This window comes from Rhizobium sp. Root1203, assembly GCF_001424945.1.
GTDB lineage: Bacteria > Pseudomonadota > Alphaproteobacteria > Rhizobiales > Rhizobiaceae > Rhizobium.
In genome coordinates this window covers 205976-226792 of record NZ_LMCW01000067.1, presented here as the reverse complement: position 1 = coordinate 226792, position 20817 = coordinate 205976, and the positions used below count along the sequence as shown (strand labels likewise).

13 protein-coding genes and 1 pseudogene are annotated in these 20817 nt (G+C 60.1%); 7 read left to right on the top strand and 7 right to left on the bottom strand.

The window, feature by feature from the left end; translation table 11 throughout:
• Nucleotides 1-197: 197 nt before the first annotated feature.
• From ASC97_RS30555 to ASC97_RS30540, 4 genes and pseudogenes are all read right to left on the bottom strand, one after another.
• Nucleotides 198-1331 (bottom strand): annotated as a pseudogene (locus ASC97_RS30555) (IS701 family transposase); the annotation flags it as partial.
• Between the two features lie 215 nt (nucleotides 1332-1546).
• Nucleotides 1547-2678 (bottom strand): peptide chain release factor 2 gene (prfB, locus tag ASC97_RS30550; RefSeq protein WP_113000893.1). Its coding sequence is split into 2 segments (ribosomal slippage): nucleotides 1547-2608 and nucleotides 2610-2678, totalling 1131 coding nucleotides; the frame shifts between segments, so codons are not numbered across the junction.
• 100 nt (nucleotides 2679-2778) lie between these two features.
• Complete coding sequence (locus tag ASC97_RS30545) at nucleotides 2779-5238, bottom strand: penicillin-binding protein 1A (RefSeq protein WP_057472071.1); 2460 nt, start codon at nucleotides 5236-5238, stop codon at nucleotides 2779-2781.
• A 243-nt stretch (nucleotides 5239-5481) separates the two neighbouring features.
• Entirely contained in the window at nucleotides 5482-6684 is a 1203-nt protein-coding gene (locus ASC97_RS30540; RefSeq protein WP_057472070.1) for an N-acetylmuramoyl-L-alanine amidase, read from the bottom strand.
• Nucleotides 6685-7387: 703 nt separating this feature from the next.
• On the opposite strand from ASC97_RS30540, the gene ASC97_RS30535 reads away from it, so the two are divergent.
• Entirely contained in the window at nucleotides 7388-10246 is a 2859-nt protein-coding gene (locus tag ASC97_RS30535; RefSeq protein ID WP_057472069.1) for an Rne/Rng family ribonuclease, read from the top strand.
• Between the two features lie 68 nt (nucleotides 10247-10314).
• Here the strand turns inward: ASC97_RS30535 and ASC97_RS30530 are convergent, their stop codons facing one another.
• Nucleotides 10315-10899 (bottom strand): dihydrofolate reductase family protein, encoded by a 585-nt coding sequence (locus ASC97_RS30530; RefSeq protein ID WP_057472068.1) that lies wholly within the window; start codon nucleotides 10897-10899, stop codon nucleotides 10315-10317.
• A gap of 150 nt (nucleotides 10900-11049) precedes the next feature.
• Nucleotides 11050-12153, bottom strand: a complete 1104-nt coding sequence (locus ASC97_RS30525) for a COX15/CtaA family protein (protein WP_057472067.1) — start codon at nucleotides 12151-12153, stop codon at nucleotides 11050-11052.
• A 114-nt stretch (nucleotides 12154-12267) separates the two neighbouring features.
• Between ASC97_RS30525 and ASC97_RS30520 the strand changes: the two genes are divergently transcribed.
• Nucleotides 12268-12477, top strand: a complete 210-nt coding sequence (locus tag ASC97_RS30520) for a DUF2842 domain-containing protein (RefSeq protein WP_057472066.1) — start codon at nucleotides 12268-12270, stop codon at nucleotides 12475-12477.
• Between the two features lie 119 nt (nucleotides 12478-12596).
• Entirely contained in the window at nucleotides 12597-13841 is a 1245-nt protein-coding gene (locus tag ASC97_RS30515) for a GNAT family N-acetyltransferase (RefSeq protein WP_057472065.1), read from the top strand.
• On the opposite strand, the gene ASC97_RS30510 is transcribed toward ASC97_RS30515, so the two are convergent.
• On the bottom strand, nucleotides 13842-15989 hold the full coding sequence (locus ASC97_RS30510) for a GumC family protein (RefSeq protein WP_057472064.1): 2148 nt from the start codon (nucleotides 15987-15989) through the stop codon (nucleotides 13842-13844). It lies immediately after the preceding gene.
• 181 nt (nucleotides 15990-16170) lie between these two features.
• On the opposite strand from ASC97_RS30510, the gene ASC97_RS30505 reads away from it, so the two are divergent.
• Genes ASC97_RS30505 through ASC97_RS30490 form a run of 4 tightly spaced genes read left to right on the top strand, consistent with a single transcriptional unit; the run spans nucleotide 16171 to nucleotide 20809 of the window.
• A complete protein-coding gene (locus tag ASC97_RS30505; RefSeq protein WP_057472063.1) occupies nucleotides 16171-16746 on the top strand; it encodes a polysaccharide biosynthesis/export family protein in 576 nt (191 codons plus the stop codon).
• 6 nt (nucleotides 16747-16752) lie between these two features.
• Nucleotides 16753-17922: a glycosyltransferase family 4 protein gene (locus ASC97_RS30500; protein WP_057472062.1), complete on the top strand. Its 1170-nt coding sequence runs from the start codon at nucleotides 16753-16755 to the stop codon at nucleotides 17920-17922.
• Between the two features lie 56 nt (nucleotides 17923-17978).
• A complete protein-coding gene (locus tag ASC97_RS30495) occupies nucleotides 17979-19538 on the top strand; it encodes an undecaprenyl-phosphate glucose phosphotransferase (protein WP_057472061.1) in 1560 nt (519 codons plus the stop codon).
• Nucleotides 19535-20809, top strand: a complete 1275-nt coding sequence (locus tag ASC97_RS30490) for an O-antigen ligase family protein (protein WP_057472060.1) — start codon at nucleotides 19535-19537, stop codon at nucleotides 20807-20809. Before ASC97_RS30495 ends, ASC97_RS30490 begins: the two co-directional genes overlap by 4 nt.
• The last annotated feature ends 8 nt before the right edge of the window (nucleotides 20810-20817 follow it).

Below are 20817 nucleotides of genomic sequence, written 5' to 3'. Positions count from 1 at the left end.
GACCAGGCGGCAGAGATGGTTTTCCGCCAGGAAGACCTGGCCAACGCAAAGGGAAGCACGAAACGTTCTAGCACTACTTTGGCAGAATGTATTTTGGCGATCTGAAGCGGATTCTGCAGTGAGGACATCGTTCTGGGGCTGACGCTGATAGGAGGATGTTTATGACCGCGCGTCGGATGGCTGGCAGTGTCGGTTTAGGCGGGCCGTGCCTCTTCCTTTTTTTCCCGCTGTGCCTTGTGTAGGCGCTGATGTTGCAGGAAGGCGTAAGCGATCATTGTCATCAGCGCGTGTCGATGCAGACCTTGCCATGATCGGCCTTCAAAGTGATCAAGGCCGAGCTCTTCTTTCATTTGTCGATAGTATTTGCGTTCGTCGTTCGAGCGCCATTCGCCCACCAGCCACGCCTCTTCGCCCGGCATATGCTGCTGTCCCTTGTCGAGGATACGTTGCGGACTACCATCAGCGATCCGAATACGGAGCGCAGCAAAGCGCGCTGTCAGGCGACCTTTCGTGCCGCGACGCCAACTGACCTTTTTCCAGGAAGATGCTTCCAGGATCGTTTCGGCAGCCATCGATACGGTGTCGGGGATCGAATGCTTGCGCGGCCTGCCAAGACCGGAAACCGGAAAAATCAATGCGACATCATGGGGGTAGACCTTTTGATGTTTGGGAATACCGACAGCCCATGTGAGGCCGCGTGCACTCAGCCCCTGGCGAAACGCGGCCGATAAACCATAGCCGGCATCGGCGAGCACGGTGCCAAACCGCAACCCCGCCGCAATCAGCCTGTCAATCTCGTCGAGCGCGATCGTCGGCTTGGTGCGGGATATGCGCATCTCCTCGGGAACACCAGCCTTCACCATCCGATCCTGATTACTGGTCCAGCTTTCCGGCAAGAACAGTCGCAAGCCCACCGGAACGGGAACCTCATCGCGTGCCAGCGTCAGCGATACCAGCGTCTGGCAATTGGCGCGTTTGCCCAGCATCGAAGCATATTGCGGAGCGACCCCGACCGAATGATCGCCCTTCTTCGGCAAGCCCGTATCGTCGATCACCAGAAAGGCRTCTGAAGCTCCGACTATTCTGTCAGCCTGCACAGCCAGTTCCGTCTCAAGCGGACCCGCGTCCCAAATACCATCCGAGATGAAATGATGCAGGCGGTCGTAGTGATCGGGCGCAAGGCGTTCCGCCATCGGCTCGATACTCTTGCGATCACCTGGTCCGATCAGGCCCGAAATATATACCGGACACATCTGCCGCCGCTTCTTGTGACCAAGCTTCTCAACGAACGGCTTCAGCCAATCCGTCAGTGCAATATCCTGCTCCACCATCCACCGCACCCCTTTTGAGGTGCCAAAGATGGCCGATCATCGTTAACCAATCCGTCAGTGCAATATCCTGCTCCACCATCCACCGCACCCCTTTTGAGGTGCCAAAGATGGCCGATCATCGTTAACCGCCGGTTAATCTGCCAAAGTAGTGCTAGGCAACGTCATTAAAAAAGGCCCGACGAGGGGCCTCCTTAAAAATCAAGCTGCGGCACCGCCTAGTCGATATCGTCGACCACCGCGTCCGCCTTGCCGCTGATGCGATGGGCAAGAGCGGCTTCCATGAACTCGTTGAGCTCACCGTCGAGCACGTCGTCTGGCGCAGTGCTGGTGACGCCGGTGCGGAGATCCTTGACCAGCTGGTAGGGTTGCAGCACATAGGAGCGGATCTGGTGGCCCCAGCCGATATCCGACTTGGAGGCCGCTTCGGCATTTGCCGCGTCTTCGCGCTTCTTGAGCTCCGCTTCGTACATGCGGGCACGCAGCATGTCCCACGCCTTGGCACGGTTCTTGTGCTGCGAGCGCTCCTGCTGGCACTGCACAACGATGCCGGACGGAATATGCGTGATACGCACCGCGGAATCGGTCGTGTTGACGTGCTGACCGCCGGCGCCGGACGACCGGTAGGTATCGATGCGGCAATCGCCTTCGTTGATCTCGATCTGGATCGAGTCGTCAACAACCGGGTAAACCCAGATGGACGAGAACGACGTGTGGCGGCGCGCGTTGCTGTCGTAGGGCGAAATGCGTACGAGGCGGTGGACGCCCGATTCCGTCTTCATCCAACCGTATGCGTTGTGGCCTTTGACGAGGAGCGTCGCAGATTTGATGCCGGCTTCTTCGCCGTCATGAACTTCCAGCAGTTCGACCTTGAAGCGCTGACGCTCGGCCCAGCGGGTGTACATGCGCAGCAGCATGTTTGCCCAATCCTGGCTTTCCGTACCGCCCGCGCCCGAGTGCACTTCGACGTAGGTGTCGTTGCCGTCGGCCTCGCCTGACAGCATCGCCTCCACCTGGCGCCGCGCAGCTTCTGCCTTCAGCGCCTTCAGCGCGTCTTCGGCTTCCTTGACGACGCTTTCGTCGCCCTCTTCCTCGCCCATCTCGACGAGCTCGATATTGTCGTTCAGCTGCTGCTCGAGCTGCTTTACGCCATTGATGCCATCGTCAAGCTGCTGGCGCTCGCGCATCAGCTTCTGAGCCTCGGAAGCATCGTTCCAGAGGGTGGGATCCTCTGCCTTGTTGTTCAACCAGTCCAGCCGTCTTACCGCCTGGTCCCAGTCAAAGATGCCTCCTCAGCAGGGTGATAGCCTGCTTGGTTTCATCGACTACGTTCTGGATTTCAGCTCGCATGTTCCTGCTTCTCTGATTTGGTCTTGTGTTGGCCCGTCAAATAGTTGTGGCGGCTGCGGATGTAAAGAGCCGCAACCGCCACAGCTGTCTGGGGAAAAGCTTAGTAGAGACCGCCGGAGCCTGACTGAACGGCCTGGTTTGCCTGCGGCGATGTCTTCAGGATCTCCTCGGGCGCCATGGTGTTGTCCATGCCAATAACGGAGAAACTGTCCGCAGGGCCGGTGCCCGGCTTGAACGCCTCGATGATCGTGCTCGGATCGCCCTGCGCAGCGGCCATACCGGTCTTGCGGTCGATCGGAATGAGGTTCATGCCCGCCGGAATGACGAATTTCGATGCCGGCATGTCCTTGACGGCGGCCTGCATGAACTCGTTGAAAACGGGCGCGGACAACGAGCCGCCTGTGCCGCCGCGTCCAAGGGTCGACGGCGCGTCGAAGCCGATATAGAGGCCCGCAACCAGATCGGGCGTGAAGCCAACGAACCACGCGTCCTTTTCGTCGTTCGTGGTGCCGGTCTTGCCGGCGACGTCGCGGTCGCCGAGCACGACTTTTCCGGCGGCGGTGCCACGCTGGATGACGCCCTGCAGCATCGACGTGATCTGGTAGGAGGTCATCGGGTCGAGAACCGTCTCGCGATTGTCGACCACATTCGGCTCGTCCTGGTTCTGCCACTCGCTCGCATTGCATCCTTCGCAGACGCGTTCCTCGTGCTTGAAGATCGTCTTGCCATAGCGATCCTGGATGCGGTCGATCAGGGTCGGCTTGATCTGCTTGCCGCCGTTGGCGATGACCGAATAGGCCGAGACCATCCGCAAGACCGTCGTCTCACCGGAGCCGAGCGACATGGCGAGAACCGGCATCATGTGATCATAGACGCCGAAACGCTCAGCATATTCGGCAACGACGTTCATGCCGAGGTCGTTTGCCAGTCGCACCGTCATGCGGTTGCGCGAGTGCTCGATGGCAAAGCGCAACGTGTTGGCACCGCCGCCCTCGCCCTCGTAGTTGTCCGGTGCCCAGACCTGGCCATTTCCCGTCTGGATCTGGAGCGGATCGTCGCTGACAACGGAAGCCGGCGTGTAGCCGTTGTCCATCGCCGCAGCGTAGACAAACGGCTTGAAGGAGGAGCCCGGCTGGCGCATCGCCTGGGTCGCGCGGTTGAATTCGGACTGCGCGTAAGAGAAGCCGCCGACCATCGCAAGCACGCGGCCAGTCTTCGGATCCATGGCGACCAGCCCGCCTTCGACCTTCGGAGGCTGACGGAGGCGATAGGATGTCGAGCTCTCATCGCCCAGACGCTCGACATACACGACATCGCCGGCAGAAAGCACGCCGTCGGGAGACTTCGCGCTCTTGCGACCGGTGGACGAGCGATAGGCCCATTGCATGTTCTTGGCCTGGATGACGCCGCGCTCCCGCTCGGCGGGCACCTTGCCCGCACCGTCCTTTGACGGCTGCAGCCCGATATCGACGCTGTCATCTGAAACGGCCAGCACGACTGCAAGGCGCCACTCGGGCACATCGGAAAGCGCCGGAACGTCGGCGAGCGCCTTACCCCAGTCGGCGGTCGTGTCGATCTGCTTCAGCGCACCGTGGAATCCGCGGCGCTCGTCGTAGGTGATCAAACCGTCCTGCAGCGCCTTGCGCGCGAAGACCTGAAGCTGCGGATCGAAGGACGTGCGAACGGAGAGTCCGCCTTCGTAAAGCATCTTCTCGCCATACTGATCCACCAACTGGCGGCGGACCGCTTCGGCGAAATAGCCAGATGCGAAGAGCGACGGACCGCTGGCGCGGCCTGTCACGCCAAGCGGCTGCTTCTTGGCTTCGGCGCCGTCAGACTGGCTGACGTAGCCGTTTTCCACCATGCGGTCGATGACCCAGTTGCGGCGCTCGAGTGCAGCGTCGGGATGGCGGAACGGATGATAGTTAGCGGGGCCCTTCGGCAGAGACGCGAGATATGCTGCTTCCGCGACAGTCAGTTCGGTGACGGATTTGTCGAAATAGGTCAATGCGGCGCTGGCAATGCCGTAAGAATTCAGGCCGAAGAAGATCTCGTTAAGATAAAGCTCGAGGATCTTGTCCTTGCTGTAGGCCTGCTCGATGCGAAACGACAGGATCGCTTCCTTGATCTTCCGGTCGATCGTCTGGTCTGACGTGAGCAGGAAGTTCTTTGCAACCTGCTGGGTGATCGTCGATGCGCCCACCGGGCGACGGCCCGAGCCGAAATTCTGAAGGTTGACCAGAATGGCGCGACCCAGACCCGTCAGGTCAACACCCGGATGATTGTAGAAATTCTTGTCTTCGGCTGACAGAAAAGCCGCCTTCACGCGGTCCGGGATAGCCTGGATCGGAAGGAACAGGCGGCGTTCCTTGGCATACTCAGCCATGAGAGCGCCGTTGCCTGCATGCACGCGCGTCGTTACCGGTGGTGCGTAGGTGCTCAGGACGGCATAATCCGGGAGATCCTTCGCGACATTGGACAGATAGACGGCGACGACCGCCGCCGCGCCCAGGAACAGGACGCAAGCCGCTCCGAAGAAATATCCAAGAAGTCTGATCATATCTAAGCTACCGGTATCTCAATTGTCGATCGGCGCGAACACAACAGTCGCATGGATCGCGGCATTTTGCACGCTGCGCGAATTACTCCATGAGCGTTATCGCCACAAGCCAATTCCGTTTCGAGGATAAAAACATAGCGGCGAGTAATGGCCTCAATGTGAGCAAACTAGGGCCTTGACCCTTTAATTCCCAGGAGTGACGGTCTTTCCCACAAAAGTGTTACTTCTGGGCCACGCAGCCGCTCAGCCCCCGTTTGCCACCATCGAAGCGTGATAGCGCTTCACGGCATCCGTCAGAAGGTCAGCCATCTTGTTGCGCCATTCCCCATCCAAGAGCAACTTCTCGTCGTCCTTGTTGGACAAAAATCCCAGCTCCAACAGTATCGAGGGAACATCCGGCGCCTGTAGGACACGGAATCCAGCGTGACGATGGGGATTGTTGATCGTTCCGACCTGATCCTTGAAGGAGGCCAGCACACTTTCGGCAAGAGAAATCGAAAATGCCTGCGTCTCCCGACGTGTCAGATCGAGCAGGATATCTGCCACCTCGGGCGGTTCGGTGGCCGTCGCCGTCCCCGCGATCTGATCAGAGAGGTTTTCGCGCTCGGCAAGGTCGGCGGCGAGCTTGTCCGATGCCCTGTCGGAGATGGTGTAGACCGTCGCCCCGCGAATATCCTTCTGCTTCAAGGTATCGGCATGCATGGAGACGAAGAGGCCGGCATGGTTCTGGCGGGCGATCACCACCCGCTCAGACAGGGACAGAAAGGAGTCGTCGCTGCGCGTCAGAAATGCCTTGATGCCGGGTTCACGATTGAGGCGATCGGCGAGCGCCTTTGCAAACGCGAGCGTCACGTCCTTTTCCTGCGTTTTTGTATCAACACCGATAGCGCCCGTATCGATGCCGCCATGACCGGCGTCGACAGCGACGATGAAGTCACTGCCGGCGGCGGGCTTCTCCACCGGAGCGATCGCACTCGTGGTCTGGGGAGAGACGGGCTCGCTCCAGGACTGCGCCTTGACGAGGTCGGCAAACTTGGCCTTGTCGGTGATCTCTGCCTCGAGCACCAGCCGCTGGCCCTTGCCACCTTCGTCGGCTTGAACCTTCGCAAGCGCCACCCTCACCGGTTTCGTCGCAGTCAGGACGATGCGCGCACTGTCCTCGTCCATCGTGCCGTAGCGAATATCCTTGAACAGCCCCCTCGCCTCCAGGTCCTTCGCAGGAAAGCCGAACGCCGTGGCGGGAAGGTCGACGACAACACGCTCCGGGTTGGCAATGTAGTGGATCGAAAACGCCGGCGCGCGATCAAAATCGATCACGATCCGGGTGCGGGCGTCGTCGCCGACGATCCGCGCACCGTACGCCAGCAGTGGCTCGGCCCCGGCACGTGCCACGTCAGGTAGGGCAGCCGTCAACACGCTACTTGCTGCCGCAAGCAGCATGCACATCAATCTATTTCGTATTCTATCTCGTCCCAAACCGGATCTCACCGTCGTCCGCCGCATCCTGTTAAACAATCGACCGCCACACCTTAACTGACATTCGTGATTGATCCTTCGCGGCAGGCGCGAACATGGCAACCCGTTTCGATGCCTCCGCCAGCACAGAATCGGTGTCGCTTATCCTCTTTTTTGTATGTGTCTTCAAATCCATCAATATTATGGCACATTTGGCTTTCCCCTTGCTATTGTGACGGAGAAAACATACAACGATTTTCAGGGTAAAAGTGCTGACGGGATAGAGTCGCCGACACGGCAGCCAAACCGCGAGGACCTGGCGCCACAACCGGCAATCGTCCGCCGTCTCATGCGTTTTTGCTCGAAAATGGATCCTGAATTTTCCGGAGTTATGCGGGAACTTCATCGGTGGATAGCCACCAACCGCTCTTTAAAGAGAGAGCAAACTCATCGGACCTGAATAGGGTCTTTGTTTTGTCGATCTCGCTTGGTCTTTGATGGTGTCGCAGCAGGTTTTATCTGAAGTCTACAGGCCCCGGGAGAAAAGCTTCCCCGCTGTTGTCTGGCTGCTGCCTTCCACACCGCACCAATCGCGACTTTCACTATCCGGCGCTGCAATGGCGGACCGCACCCCTCCTGTTTTATCGACAGTGGGAGATGCTGCCGTTCGGCTGCGCCGAGGAGCACATCTTACATGGCAGACAAAATGCTTATCGACGCGTCTCACGAGGAAGAGACGCGCGTCGTTGTCGTTCGCGGGAACCGCATAGAAGAATTTGACTTCGAGTCCCAGCATAAGAAGCAAATTCGCGGCAACATCTATCTCGCCAAGGTAACGAGGGTGGAACCCTCGCTGCAGGCCGCGTTCGTCGATTACGGCGGCAACAGGCACGGTTTCCTGGCCTTCGCCGAAATCCATCCCGACTACTATCAGATCCCGCTTGCCGACCGTCAGGCTCTGCTGCGTGCCGAAGCCGAAGAGCATCGCCGCGATGAGGACGTCGAGCACGTCGAGACGGCGCCGATCGATCTCTCCACTCAGGACCAACCTGATGTCGGTGTGGTCGCCTCGGCAGTAACAGAGGCCGAAGCTGCTCCGGTCGCAGCCGTCCCCGCCGCTGACGAGGTTGTCTCGACCGACGAGGCGCCGGCCAAGAAGGCCAAGCCTCGCCGCAGCCGCAAGAAGGCAGCACCTGTCGCTGAAGACGCAGCCCCAAGCGAAGCCGCTTCCGTTGCCGACAACGAGGACGAGGGCTCTTCCGGTGGCGAAATGGCCGCTATGGTCGAAACAGACTCGATATCTGAAGACGTCGATGCCCGCCGTCGCGGCGGCGATGACGACGATGACGACGATCACGATCATGAAGAGGAAGTGATCGAGAATGTCGGCGCCGAAGATGCAATGGAAGAAGTGCCGGATCGCGTGCAGCGCAAGCCGCGCAAGCAGTATCGCATCCAGGAAGTCATCAAGCGCCGCCAGATCCTGCTTGTGCAGGTCGCCAAGGAAGAACGCGGCAACAAGGGTGCCGCCCTCACCACCTACCTCTCGCTCGCAGGCCGCTACTCGGTGCTGATGCCGAACACGGCGCGCGGCGGTGGTATTTCCCGCAAGATCACCAATCCTCAGGATCGCAAGCGTCTGAAGGAAATCGCCCGGATGCTCGAAGTGCCGCAGGGCATGGGCGTCATCCTCCGTACGGCCGGTGCCAACCGGACCAAGGTCGAGGTGAAGCGCGACTTCGAATACCTGATGCGCCTGTGGGAAAACGTCCGCACGCTGACGCTCGCTTCGACCGCTCCCTGCCTCGTCTACGAAGAAGGCAGCCTTATCAAGCGCTCGATCCGCGATCTCTACAACAAGGACATCAGCGAGATCATCGTTTCCGGCGAAGACGGCTATCGTGAAGCGAAAGACTTCATGAAGATGCTGATGCCGAGCCATGCCAAGGTGGTCCAGCCTTATCGCGACATTCACCCGATCTTCTCGCGCTCCGGTATCGAAGCGCAGCTCGACCGCATGTTGCAGCCGCAGGTTACCCTGAAGTCGGGCGGTTACCTGATCATGAACCAGACGGAAGCGCTGGTGTCGATCGACGTCAACTCCGGCCGTTCGACCCGCGAGCATTCGATCGAAGACACGGCGCTGCAGACGAACCTTGAGGCAGCCGACGAAGTTGCCCGCCAGCTTCGCCTGCGCGACCTTGCCGGCCTGATCGTCATCGACTTCATCGACATGGAAGAAAAGCGCAACAACCGCGCTGTCGAGAAGAAGCTGAAGGAATGCCTGAAGAACGATCGTGCCCGCATCCAGGTCGGTCGCATCTCGCATTTCGGCTTGCTCGAAATGTCCCGCCAGCGCATCCGTGCTTCGGTGTTGGAATCGACGACGCAGGTCTGCTCGCATTGCGGCGGAACCGGTCACGTCCGTTCGCAGTCCTCCGTTGCCCTGCATGTCCTGCGCGGCATCGAAGAGTATCTGCTCAAGAACACGACGCACGACATCACGGTTCGCACGACGCCTGACATCGCGCTCTACCTGCTCAACCACAAGCGCCAGACGATTATCGACTATGAGGCACGTTTCGGCGTTGCAATCATTATCGATGCCGACGGCTCGGTCGGCGCGCAGCACTTCGCGATCGATCGCGGTGAGGCTGTCGAGAACCCGGTCAAGATTGAGACCCTCTTCAATTTCGCGGCCATTCCGGAAGATGATGACGACGATGTCGTGATTGAGGTCGATGAAGAAGAAGACGAAGAGCTCGAAGAAAAGCCCGTCGCCTCCGAGCGTCCCGCTGCCCGCGCCGAAAGCGAAGGCGATGGTCGCAAGCGGAAGCGTCGCCGTCGTCGCCGTGGTCGCAATGGCAATGCAGAACAGCAAGCCTCCGATGATGGTGTCTCCGAGCAGGCAGGCGACGAGCAGGCAGGCGACGACCAGGACGGAGACGACGACGACGGTGATGAAGCCGACAATGCAACTGCCGCGGAAGCGGTCGAAGGCCGTACGGAGGGTGACGATGCCCAGCGTCGCAAGCGCCGTCGTCGTGGCAAGCGCGGCGGTCGACGCAGCCGCGAGGAAGGCGCCGAGCAGGATGCTGCCGGAGAGGCCGAAGACAATAATGCTGCCGAAAGCGATGCTGCCGACAGTGACGAGAGCGATGCCGGCGCAACAGCGGTAGAGGTCATCGAAGCCGTTTCCGAGGAGGCCGTCGCACTGCCAGCCATGGCTGCAGTCGAAACTGCTGCCTCGGTCACGGAAGACGTGAAGCCGAAGCGCGCCCGTCGCAGCCGCAAGGCCTCGCCGGTCGAGGAGCCGGTTGTCGAGAGCGAGGCCGTTGCGGACGTTGTTGTCGCGCCAGCAGAGCCGGAAGCAGCAGAGGCGGTTGCCGACCTTGCTGCGCCTGTCGAAGAAGAGGCAAAGCCTGCGCGTGCGAACCGCGAATCGAACATCTCCTCTTCGGAGCCGACCGTGAAATCGACGCGTAGCGATGCGGCCGAGAGCGACGGCAAGCCGAAGAAGGCCGGATGGTGGCAGCGCCGCGGTTTCTTCTGAGACTGATTTCCGATATAATTTAAAAGAGTCCGGCTGTGGCGACACAGCCGGATTTTTATTATGCGGCTTCAGCCGACAGGGCTGCCGTTCGCACCCGTCACCGGGACATAGGTCAGCGCCACGTTTCCGTTCCCGAACCTCTGGCTACCAATGGGCTCCAGCCGCAGCCTCTCGGACAAGCCTGCGAAAACCGAGCGCCCTGCCCCCAGTGCAAGCGGGACAATCACAAACTGAAAGGTGTCTACAAGCCCCGCCTGCGCCAGCAGACGGACAATGCTGCCGCTGCCCAGCACGACCATCTCCTGCCCCTCTTCGCGCTTCAGGGCGCGAACGGCCTCGATGGGATCGGTCTTGACCAATCTCGTGTTATTCCAGCCGGCCTCCCGTATCGTCCTCAAGAATACGATCTTCGGCAGGCTGTTCATGGCGGTTGCCAAGGCCGGATCGTTCTGCCTGGCGAAATCGGTTGGCCAATAGGCCGACATCAGGTCGTAGGTCCGCCGCCCCATGACAAGTTCGCTTCCGGAACTGGCATTGTCGGCAAGGAAGGTGTAGAACTCCGGATCACGATCGTGAGCCCAGCTCATGTCCCCGCTGCTATCGGCAAAGTAGCCATCAACGGAAATGCTTAGAAACACACCGAGCTTTCGCATTCTTGTCTCCGATCATGTTGCGCCAGCAAAGGACGCAGACGACAGACCGGTTCCGACAACGAAGGCGTATTTTCTGAAGGTAGCGACCGCCATCCCGTCCGGTACGCCCGCGCAATCCCTACCTTCCCGATACGCACGCCTCCGGAGGGCTCAATTGCGTTCGGCGATAGCCGTCGACCGGGGGTACTCTCCGTAGAAACCGCGCCAGTTCGCGACAGCGAAGCCGAAGACGACCAGTGCTCCGGCCTGATGCAACAATCCCCAGTGAAGCGGAACCTGAAGCAGCAACGTCGCGATGCCGATCGCGGCCTGGATCGCAACAAGGATGACGAGCACGACGGCGCGGCGTGCGTGCGTCGTGGCCGGCGCTGCAGCGAGCGCGGCGATCATGTTGATCAATGTCAGAGCAAACAGCGTATAGGCTCCGACACGATGCATGAACTGCACCGTCTTGGGGTTCTCGAACAGATTGATCCAGGCGGGCTGCTGAATCAGCAGGTCGGACGGCACAACGGCACCGTCCATCAAAGGCCAGGTGTTGTAGCTGAAGCCTGCGTCCAGACCGGCAACCAGTGCGCCGAGATAGATCTGGAACAGGGCGAAGGCTGCGATGATTCCAGCCCATATGTGCGCATGTCCGCTCGGCGGCGCATCGTCCGAATGCGGAGAAAGCGCGCGCATGATCCAGATGCACGATGCAAAGATCAGACAGGCCATGATCAGATGCGTTGCGAGCCGGTACTGGCTCACGTCGGTGCGCACCGACAAGCCCGACGAAACCATCCACCAGCCGATCGCTCCCTGAAGACCACCAAGGGCTAGGATGCCGACCAGGGGCCACCGCAGGCGTCGTTCGATCCTGCCCGCTATCCAGAAATAGAAAAGCGGCAGTGCGAAGATGACGCCTATTCCACGGGCGATCAGCCGGTGCGCCCACTCCCACCAGAAAATACTTTTGAACTGCTCGACGGTCATATCGCTGTTCAACTGCTGGTATTCGGGAATACGCTGGTAGAGTTTGAATTCCTCGTCCCATTCCGTTGCGTTCAGCGGCGGAACGACGCCATGAATCGGCTTCCATTCGGTTATTGAAAGGCCCGAGTTGGTCAACCGCGTCGCGCCCCCGACGATGACGAGACAGAAGAGCGCAAGAAGGACCAGTCCGAGCCAGATGCGAACGGCACGTCGGTTGCCGTCCTGCCTGCGCACTTCGCGCAACATGTCCTGTTCCGTGGTGGTATTCGCGATGGCCATGGGTACTCCTTCTGTCCGCCAGTTGATTTGCCTTAGCGGCTGATGCAAAACAAGCCCCGAAGCTTTGCGGCATGCCGTCGCGGCGCTCTCCAATCTCATCCCGGAAGACAATTCATGCCCGTCCGCCTTCGCAAATTTATCGGCACGATCCTCATCGTCGTTCTCGTGCTCGCCTATGCGGTGCTGGCAAATACCATTGCCGTTGCCACGCTCGGCGACGCGCCGTGGTGGGGCCACCTGCTCTATTTCGCCTTGAGTGGACTGCTCTGGGTATTGCCGGCGATGGTCATCATCAAGTGGATGGCCGGTCCGAAACAGCAATAGGCCGTTAATCGCGGGATAACGATGATTGTCGGAATACCTCGGGAAATCTGTCGCATAAACCAAATCGATGCATCCGTTCCCTATTTTCTTCTCCTAGCCGTTTTGAGCGGAGAGAACCCGTGCAGATGCAAAAGCTTCATGTCGATGGCGAGCCGTGTGGCAAAGCCGGGCATACCGACACCGACATTTCACCGCTGAAGGCGCCGCCCACAAAACTGGTCGCCAATGACTTTCACATCGATATCGTCGACGCGATGGAGCCTGTTGAACACGAATGGCGCGCATTTGAGCGAGACGATCTGAATTCACTGCACCATGGCTACGATTGGTGCGCGTCCTGGGTCAGGGCGTATGGCAACCCCCTCGCTCTTATCCGGGGTCGATCGGGAAACGAGACTGTCTTCATCCTACCCGTCGAAATCGTCCAGTCGCGCGGCGCGCGGATCGCCAAGTTCATCGGTGCAGACCACAGCAACATCAACACCGGCCTCTTTTCGTCCGACTTTGCCGCGGCGTCCCGCGTTATAGATCCGCTTCGCTTCCGCGATCTGTTGCGCGCGGCACTTGGCGGGAGAGCCGATCTGCTGCTGCTGCAGAACATCCCGCTGGAGTGGCGTGGCCGCGACAGTCCTCTCGCCGTCCTGCCCCTGGTGCGAAACCAGAATCATGCCTATCACCTGCCCATCCTCGACACGCTCGACGCGACGCTCAGACAGGTGAACGCCAAGCATCGGCGCAAGAAATTCCGTGTGCAGTCGAAGCGGCTGGAGTCACTCGGCGGGTTCGACTACATCGCCGGCGGCCCGGAGGAGGAGCAGCACCGACTTCTCGATCGTTTCTTCCAACAGAAGAGCGAACGCTTGAAGGCAATGGGACTGCCCGATGTGTTCGCCGATGCCGAGACGAGAGCTTTCCTACATGGCGCCATCGGGAGCAGAGACGTCAACACCGTCGCGTTCGGGCTTGAGATGCATGCAATCCGACTCAGGGGAGAGCACGACGGCGACTTTGCCGCGATTTCGGGAATCTCCAGAAAAGGCGATCATGTGATCTGCCAGTTCAGTGCTATCGACGAGCGCGTCGCACCGGATGCAAGCCCTGGCGAGTTCCTGTTCTGGCAGATGATCGCCGGATTGCACGGCAAGGGGGTGAGCCTCTTCGATTTCGGCCTGGGAGACCAGCGCTACAAGCGATCATGGGCGCCTGTCGAAACAGAACATTACGACGTGGTTCTGCCGGTTACCGCACGCGGCAACGTCAGCGGCTTTGCGCATCGAATCATTACCCGCAGCAAGGCCTACGTCAAATCGCATCAGGAGCTTTACCGGTTCGCTCGGCGCGTGCGCAGGGTGACGGGTCGCTGATCAGGCGGCCTGGCGGGACGCCGCCGTATCTGCGCCTTCATCGCCGGACATCAACACAACGCGCTGGTAGCCAGCCTCCTCAAAGTCCGTCATCGCGGCCACGAACTCGCTTTCGACAATCTCAGGCATGGAGAGAATGATCTCGACATCCTTACTGTGCGTCAGTCGGGAGACACCGGCGACGTTGGCCGCACCGCACTCGACCAGTACAAGATCGTAGGCCGAAGCGAGAGCGTCAAGCAGCAGGGAAAGGCGGTCTGCGCCGCGCATGGCCCGGCGCATATCACTGTTGCCTTGCGGAATGATGTGGGCATCGGACGAACGGTCGCCATGGATGGTGTCGCCGAAGGCCGCCTCACCGCAGAGCAGGTCAGTGACTCCGAGTTCGGACCGACGCTCCGCCATCAGGTCGGTAGGATGACCGGACCCTGTCATGTCGACGAGAACGACGCGCGATCCGGCTGCGGCCAATTTGCGGGCCAGCGAGACCGTCGCAGCAGAACCGTCATCGCCGGTCGGCGAGATCGCAATCGCAAGAGGTGCTCGGCTGCCGATCAGGTATTCCGACACCGAGGCAACAGAGAATTCGTTGTCATCGGCGGCGACTTCCGGTTTAGCGGTCTCCTCTGGAGACTCGTCTACTTCGGGGGGCACGGCCAGCATACTCGGTGTGGCGACGCGTTTCGTCGCCTCCGACACTGCGGTTTCGATCACCTCTTCCTCGGAGAATTCGTCTTCCACCAGACCGGAAACCGGGCGAAGCGCACGGCCGCTGAACAGTTCGGCCAGCATGATCGCGATCGCGCTCATGATGAACGTCGCCAGAGCAACGACCGTCACGATCGGAACGACCTTGGGGAAATAGGGATCGACCGGCTGCATGGCGTTCGACACGACGCGTGCATCGGCCGGGCTGGAATTCTTGTCGGCGCGGGATGCGGCCTCGCGATAGCGCGACAGATAGGTTTCGAGCAGTTGGCGCTGCGCGGTGGCCTCGCGCTCCAGGGCGTTCAGCCCGACTTCGTCCTCACCGGCCTGGGCGCTGTTCGCCTTGACCTTGTCCGATTGCTGTTCAAGCTCCTTCGCCCGAAGAGACGCAACCTTGGTCTCGTTTTCGATGCTCGCCAGTATTTTCTGCGTCTCCTGGCGAATCTGCGTCTTGATGTCGGCAAGCTGGGCGCGAAGGCTCTTCAGCCTGGGATGATTGTTGAGAAGCGAGGTCTGCAGATCGGAAATCTGCGATTGCAAGGCCGATTCCGTTCCTTTGAGGCGCTGGATGGACTGTGAGGACATGATATCCTGCAGCGTATCGGACGGCTCACCTGATGCCAGGGCGTTGCGCACCGACTGGGCGCGCGCCTCCGCATTTGCCCTCTCGCCGCGGACTCGCGTCAATTCTGCGGAAATATCGTTCAGCTGCTGCGTCGGGAAATTGGTGCCGCCGTTCGTCGGCAGCAATCCGTGCTCGGCGCGATACTCCGCAGCCTTCTGCTCGGCATCATTGACCTTTCGGCGCAGGCTTTCGATTTCCGGCTCCAGCCAGCGCGTCGCTTCCGAATTCGAGTCCAGCTTCGCGCCACTTTGCTTGACGAGATAGGCAGCAGCCATGGCGTTCGGGATCGTCGCTGCAAGCTTCGGATCCTTCGACGTAAAGGTAATGCCGATCACGCGCGAGCCGGGTACTTGATAGACCTGCAGCCGCTCGGTGAATGCGTCGATGACGCGCTCTTCGGGAGGGTTCTCAAGGGGACTCTTCTTGAGATGAAGCGCCACAAGGATATCGCCGAGCGCAGACCTGTTGGCCGCGACATCGAACTCGGGCAGCTCGTAGAGCCTCTGTGTATTGATGACCTGCTTGATGAGGTCAGCCGATTGAAGGAGTTGCACCTGGCTCGCGATGTTAAGTTCGTCGAGCAGCGGACTGCTTCCGGCGTCGTTGGTCTGCGCGTTGGCAAACGCAGGTGCCCGCGGTTCAATGAGAATACGCGTCTCGCTGCGGTACTTCGGTGACATCATCTTGGCGCCGGCGAGAGCGACCCCTGCCCCGAGCACCGTTATCGCCACCACCTTCAGCCGGCGTGCCCAGACGGCGCGGACCAGCTGCCCAAGATCTATGTCCACATCCTGATGACCCGTTACGCCGGACATGCCTGTACTCCAAGAACAAAGGTGCCGTGAGGGTAAATGACTATAGTAACTCAACGGTTAATGCCTGCGTCGACGCACCCGACGCGGGGAGATCCGAAAAAATGGGAGGTCTTTACCGGCCATTAACCCTAACGGATCGATAACCGCTGGGAAGAACTCCATTTCCTGTGAGCAACCGCGGATGCCTGTCGCCCAGCCCAAGTTCCTGATGGCTTTGAGCCTTGCCGCCATGACTGCGGTCGCGGGCGGCTGCAACAGCTATCAGCCTGCTCCGAGAGCGTTCAACGAAGCAACGATCCAGCCCTACTCGCTGGATAGCGGCGACCGGCTGCGTATCACCGTGTTCGATCAGCCGAGCATGACGAACACCTATACGATCGATCAGGCCGGCTATATCGCCTTCCCTTTGATCGGGCAGGTTCCGGCGCGCGGTCGCACGCTCCAGCAGCTGTCCGGCCAGATCGCCCAGAAGCTGAAGCAAGGCTACTTGCGTGACCCTGACGTGACCATCGACGTCGATCGCTATCGGTCGGTCTTCATCCTCGGCGAAGTCGGCCAGCCGGGACAGTATGCCTATGTGCCAGGCATGACGGTCCAGAACGCGGTTGCGATCGCCGGCGGCTTTAGCGCGCGCGCCAACCAAAGCGGCGTCGATGTAACAAGAAAGATCAACGGCCAGGTCATCACGGGACGCGTGAACATTTCATCGGCCATCGTTGCAGGCGACACCATCTACGTGCGCGAACGGCTGTTCTGATCGCCGATGAGCACAGAGCGCCCTCTTCGCATTCTTCATTGCTTCAGATCACCGGTTGGCGGGATCTTCCGCCACGTACGTGATCTGGTGGTGGAGCACAGCAAGGCCGGGCATGAGGTTGGCATTCTCTGTGACAGCTCCACCGGAGGCGAGCACGAAGACAGCCTGTTTGACGAAATTCGCCCATATCTCGCACTCGGCCTAACGCGCGTGCCGATCCGGCGCGCCGTCAGCCTCTCGGATCTTGGCGTTATCTGGGACACATACAAGAAGATCAAGAGTTTGCGGCCGGATGTGCTGCATGGGCATGGCGCCAAAGGCGGTGTGCTCGCGCGGTTGGCCGGCTCAGCCCTGCGGGTGAACAAGTATCGCGTAGCCCGCCTCTACACAGCGCATGGCGGAAGCCTGCACTATTCCCGGTCGTCGTTCCTCGGGCAGTTCGTGCTCCGGATGGAGCGCCTGCAGGAATACTTCACCGACGCGCTCGTTTTCATCTGCGAATACGAGCGAGACATCTATGCCAAGAGGGTTGGACGCCCTCACACCGAGACCCGACTGATCTACAACGGCATCGGCGAACGTGACTTCGAGCTCATCCCCACCCGGTCGGACGCCGTACACTACATCTATGTCGGCATGTTGCGGGACCTTAAAGGTCCCGACCTTTTTGTGGACGCCTTTGCAAAGGCCGAACGCATCGTCGGACGGCCGCTCTCAGCCCTCATGGTCGGCGATGGACCGGATCGCGACCGATATCGCGACATGATGGTCGAGCGTGGTCTCGGCAAACGTATCGGAATGCTGCCCGCGATGCGTGTCCAGCAGGCCTTTGCGATGTCGCAGAACCTCGTGGTGCCATCGCGCGCCGAGGCGATGCCCTATATCGTGCTCGAGGGGCTAGGCGCCGGCAAGACGATCATCGCCACGCGTGTCGGCGGCATACCGGAGGCACTGGGCAAGGATAGCCTCGCATTGGTTGCACCTGAAGACTCGGACGACCTCGCGCGCGTCATGGCCGATGCCATTCGGGTCCCCGGTTGGCATGATGCAGCGATGCCCCCAATGGAAAAGGTGAAAGCTGTCTTTTCGGCTTCCGTCATGGCGAATGAGGTCCTGAAATTGTACCAGGATCTCCTGGTGCGCCAAGGGACGACCGGAGATGCAACCGCTTCGTAAAAGTTTCTTAGGGCCTGTCTGCTATTGCCTGCGGGTGAAACAGCGGCGGTAGCCTCATGGACAAGGCAGAGAAAAGCGTTCAAATCGATCTGGAAGCGTTGCGGAAGCAGGTTTCCGAGACCAATCAAGGCGCCGGCGACACCCGCGAACCGGTTCTCCCGGAGTCGCTCAACTCCTATGCACGCCAAATTGCCACACAGTTCAGCGATGGTACGCGCTCCCCCGCGATCATCATCGGTCAGTTCCGCCTGTTCGAGTTTATCTCACAATTCGCGATCGGACTTGCTGCATTCTACATCTGGCCAGGCAACGGCGACGAAACCTTTTGGGGACGCGCGCTGGTTGCGGCAATAGCGGCTGCGTTGCTCGTCGTCGCCCTGCAGACCGCCGATAGCTATTCCATACCGGCGCTGCGGGCACGACTGCACCTGCTGCCGCGTGCGTTTGCCGCATGGGCGCTCATGTTCCTGCTGACCGTGTCAACGATCGCCCTGCTCAACCATGTCGGCTGGGTGCAGATGCAGGCATATCTCGCCTGGTTTGTGCTCGGCGCCATCTTCCTGCTGAGCTCACGCTTCCTTGTCGCCTACGGCATCCGCAACTGGGCTCGCAACGGTATCATGGAGCGCCGGGCAGTCCTGGTCGGCGGCGGCCAGGCCGCCAAGGACCTGATCCGTTTGCTCGAGCAGCAGCCCAACAACGACATCCGCATCTGTGGCATTTTCGACGATCGGGGCGAAAAGCGTTCGCCGGCGATGGTCGCCGGCTATCCGAAGCTGGGCACGGTGGCCGAACTGGTGGAATTCACCCGCATAACGCGGATCGACATGCTGATCATCGCGCTGCCGCTGAGCGCCGAAGCGCGTATTCTACAGTTGTTGAAGAAGCTTTGGGTGCTGCCTGTCGACATCCGTCTGGCGGCACACGCTAACCGGCTGCGTTTTCGTCCCCGCGCCTATTCTCATGTCGGTTCCGTGCCGATGCTCGATATTTTCAACAAGCCAATCCGCGACTGGGATTCGGTTGCCAAGCGCTGCTTCGACATTTTCTTCGCAATCGTGGCGCTCGTGCTTCTCTGGCCGGTCATGCTGGCTACGGCCGTCTCGATCAAGGCGACCTCGAAGGGCCCGGTCTTCTTCATGCAGAAGCGCCACGGCTTCAACAACGAGATCATCAACATCTTCAAGTTCAGGTCCATGTACAGTCATATGGGCGACCCGACGGGGCGCGCAGCGGTCACCAAGGGAGACCCGCGCGTCACGCCTGTTGGCCGTTTCATCCGCAAATCGTCTATCGATGAATTGCCGCAGCTCTTCAACGTGCTCAAAGGCGACCTGTCGCTCGTCGGGCCGCGCCCGCACGCCGTCCTTGCGCAAGCCCGCGACCGCGCCTTTGGCGATGTCGTCGAAGGATATTTCGCCCGTCACCGCGTCAAGCCCGGCGTAACCGGCTGGGCGCAGATCAACGGGTGGCGCGGCGAGGTCGACAACGACGACAAGATCAAGTTTCGCACAGCCTACGACCTCTACTACATCGAGAACTGGTCACTTTGGTTTGACCTGAAAATCCTGTTCCTCACGCCGTTCCGCCTGTTCAACACGGAAAACGCCTATTGAGCGCGATCGCGGCGGCATATTCGCGCGTCGCCGATCCGCAGCGGGCGACTTTGCGGCTCATCGGCTCGGCGGCCGTGGCCTTCGGCGTATTCCTGTCCGGCTTCGTCATCGACGAGCCGGCGCCGTACGAGCTGTGGATGGCCGCCCTGATCGGATTCTGGTTCATCCTCGGATTGAGGATTTCACGCTATACGGCCCCTCTCCTTGCGCTGCTGCTGACGTTCAACGTCGGTGGAATGCTGTCCCTGACACAGATGAAGGATCTGGCCGACGGACCGATGTATGTCGCCGTATCGACCTTTCTGGCACTGACCTCGATCTTCTACGCGGCGATCGTCGAAGACAGCCATCGGCGTCTGCCGCTGATCTTCAATGCCTGGGCATTCGCAGCCGTCATCACCTCGATGCTTGGCATTCTCGGATATTTCAATGCTTTTCCGGGATCCGAGGTCTTCACCCTCTATGACCGCGCCAAGGGTGCATTCCAGGATCCGAACGTGTTCGGTCCATTCCTTGTGCCCCCTTCCCTCTATCTCGTGCATGGCATTCTGACGGGCAAGCTGAAAGCAGCCCCAATCAAGGCAGCAGCACTGCTCGTCATCGCGCTTGGCGTCTTTCTATCGTTCTCGCGTGCCGCCTGGGGGCTGTTTCTGCTCGCAATCGCACTGCTGATCTTCGTCATGTTGCTCAAGGAACGAAGCGGTGCCTTTCGCCTGCGCATTCTCGTTCTGTCCTTGGCGGCGATCATGATGATGGTGGCATCGCTGCTCGTTGCCCTGCAGTTCCCGAAGGTGAGCGATCTCTTCTCGACGCGCGCGCAGCTGGTGCAGCAGTACGACGACGAATATCTGGGTCGCTTCGACCGCCACCGTATCGGGCTTACGATGATGATGGAGCGACCGCTCGGCATCGGACCGCTGGTCTTTGGGTCGATCTTTACCGAGGACGAGCACAATATCTGGCTGAAGACGCTGACGACCTATGGCTGGCTCGGCTTCGTGAGCTATATCAGCATGCTTTGCTGGACCCTGTACCTCGGCTTCAGGAACCTCCTCAAGGATCGGCCATGGCAGCCTTACATCATGATCGCATCGATCGCCGTTCTCGGCCACGCGGCCATCGGCAACGTGATCGATATCGACCACTGGCGCCACGTCTACCTGCTCTTCGGTGTGGTCTGGGGGTGCGCCGCGCTCGAGCAACGGTACATTCGCGGCAAGAGGCTCGGCGATCGCGGCCAAGACACTTGCGAACCGCCGCCGCCGCGCTAGACTTCTCA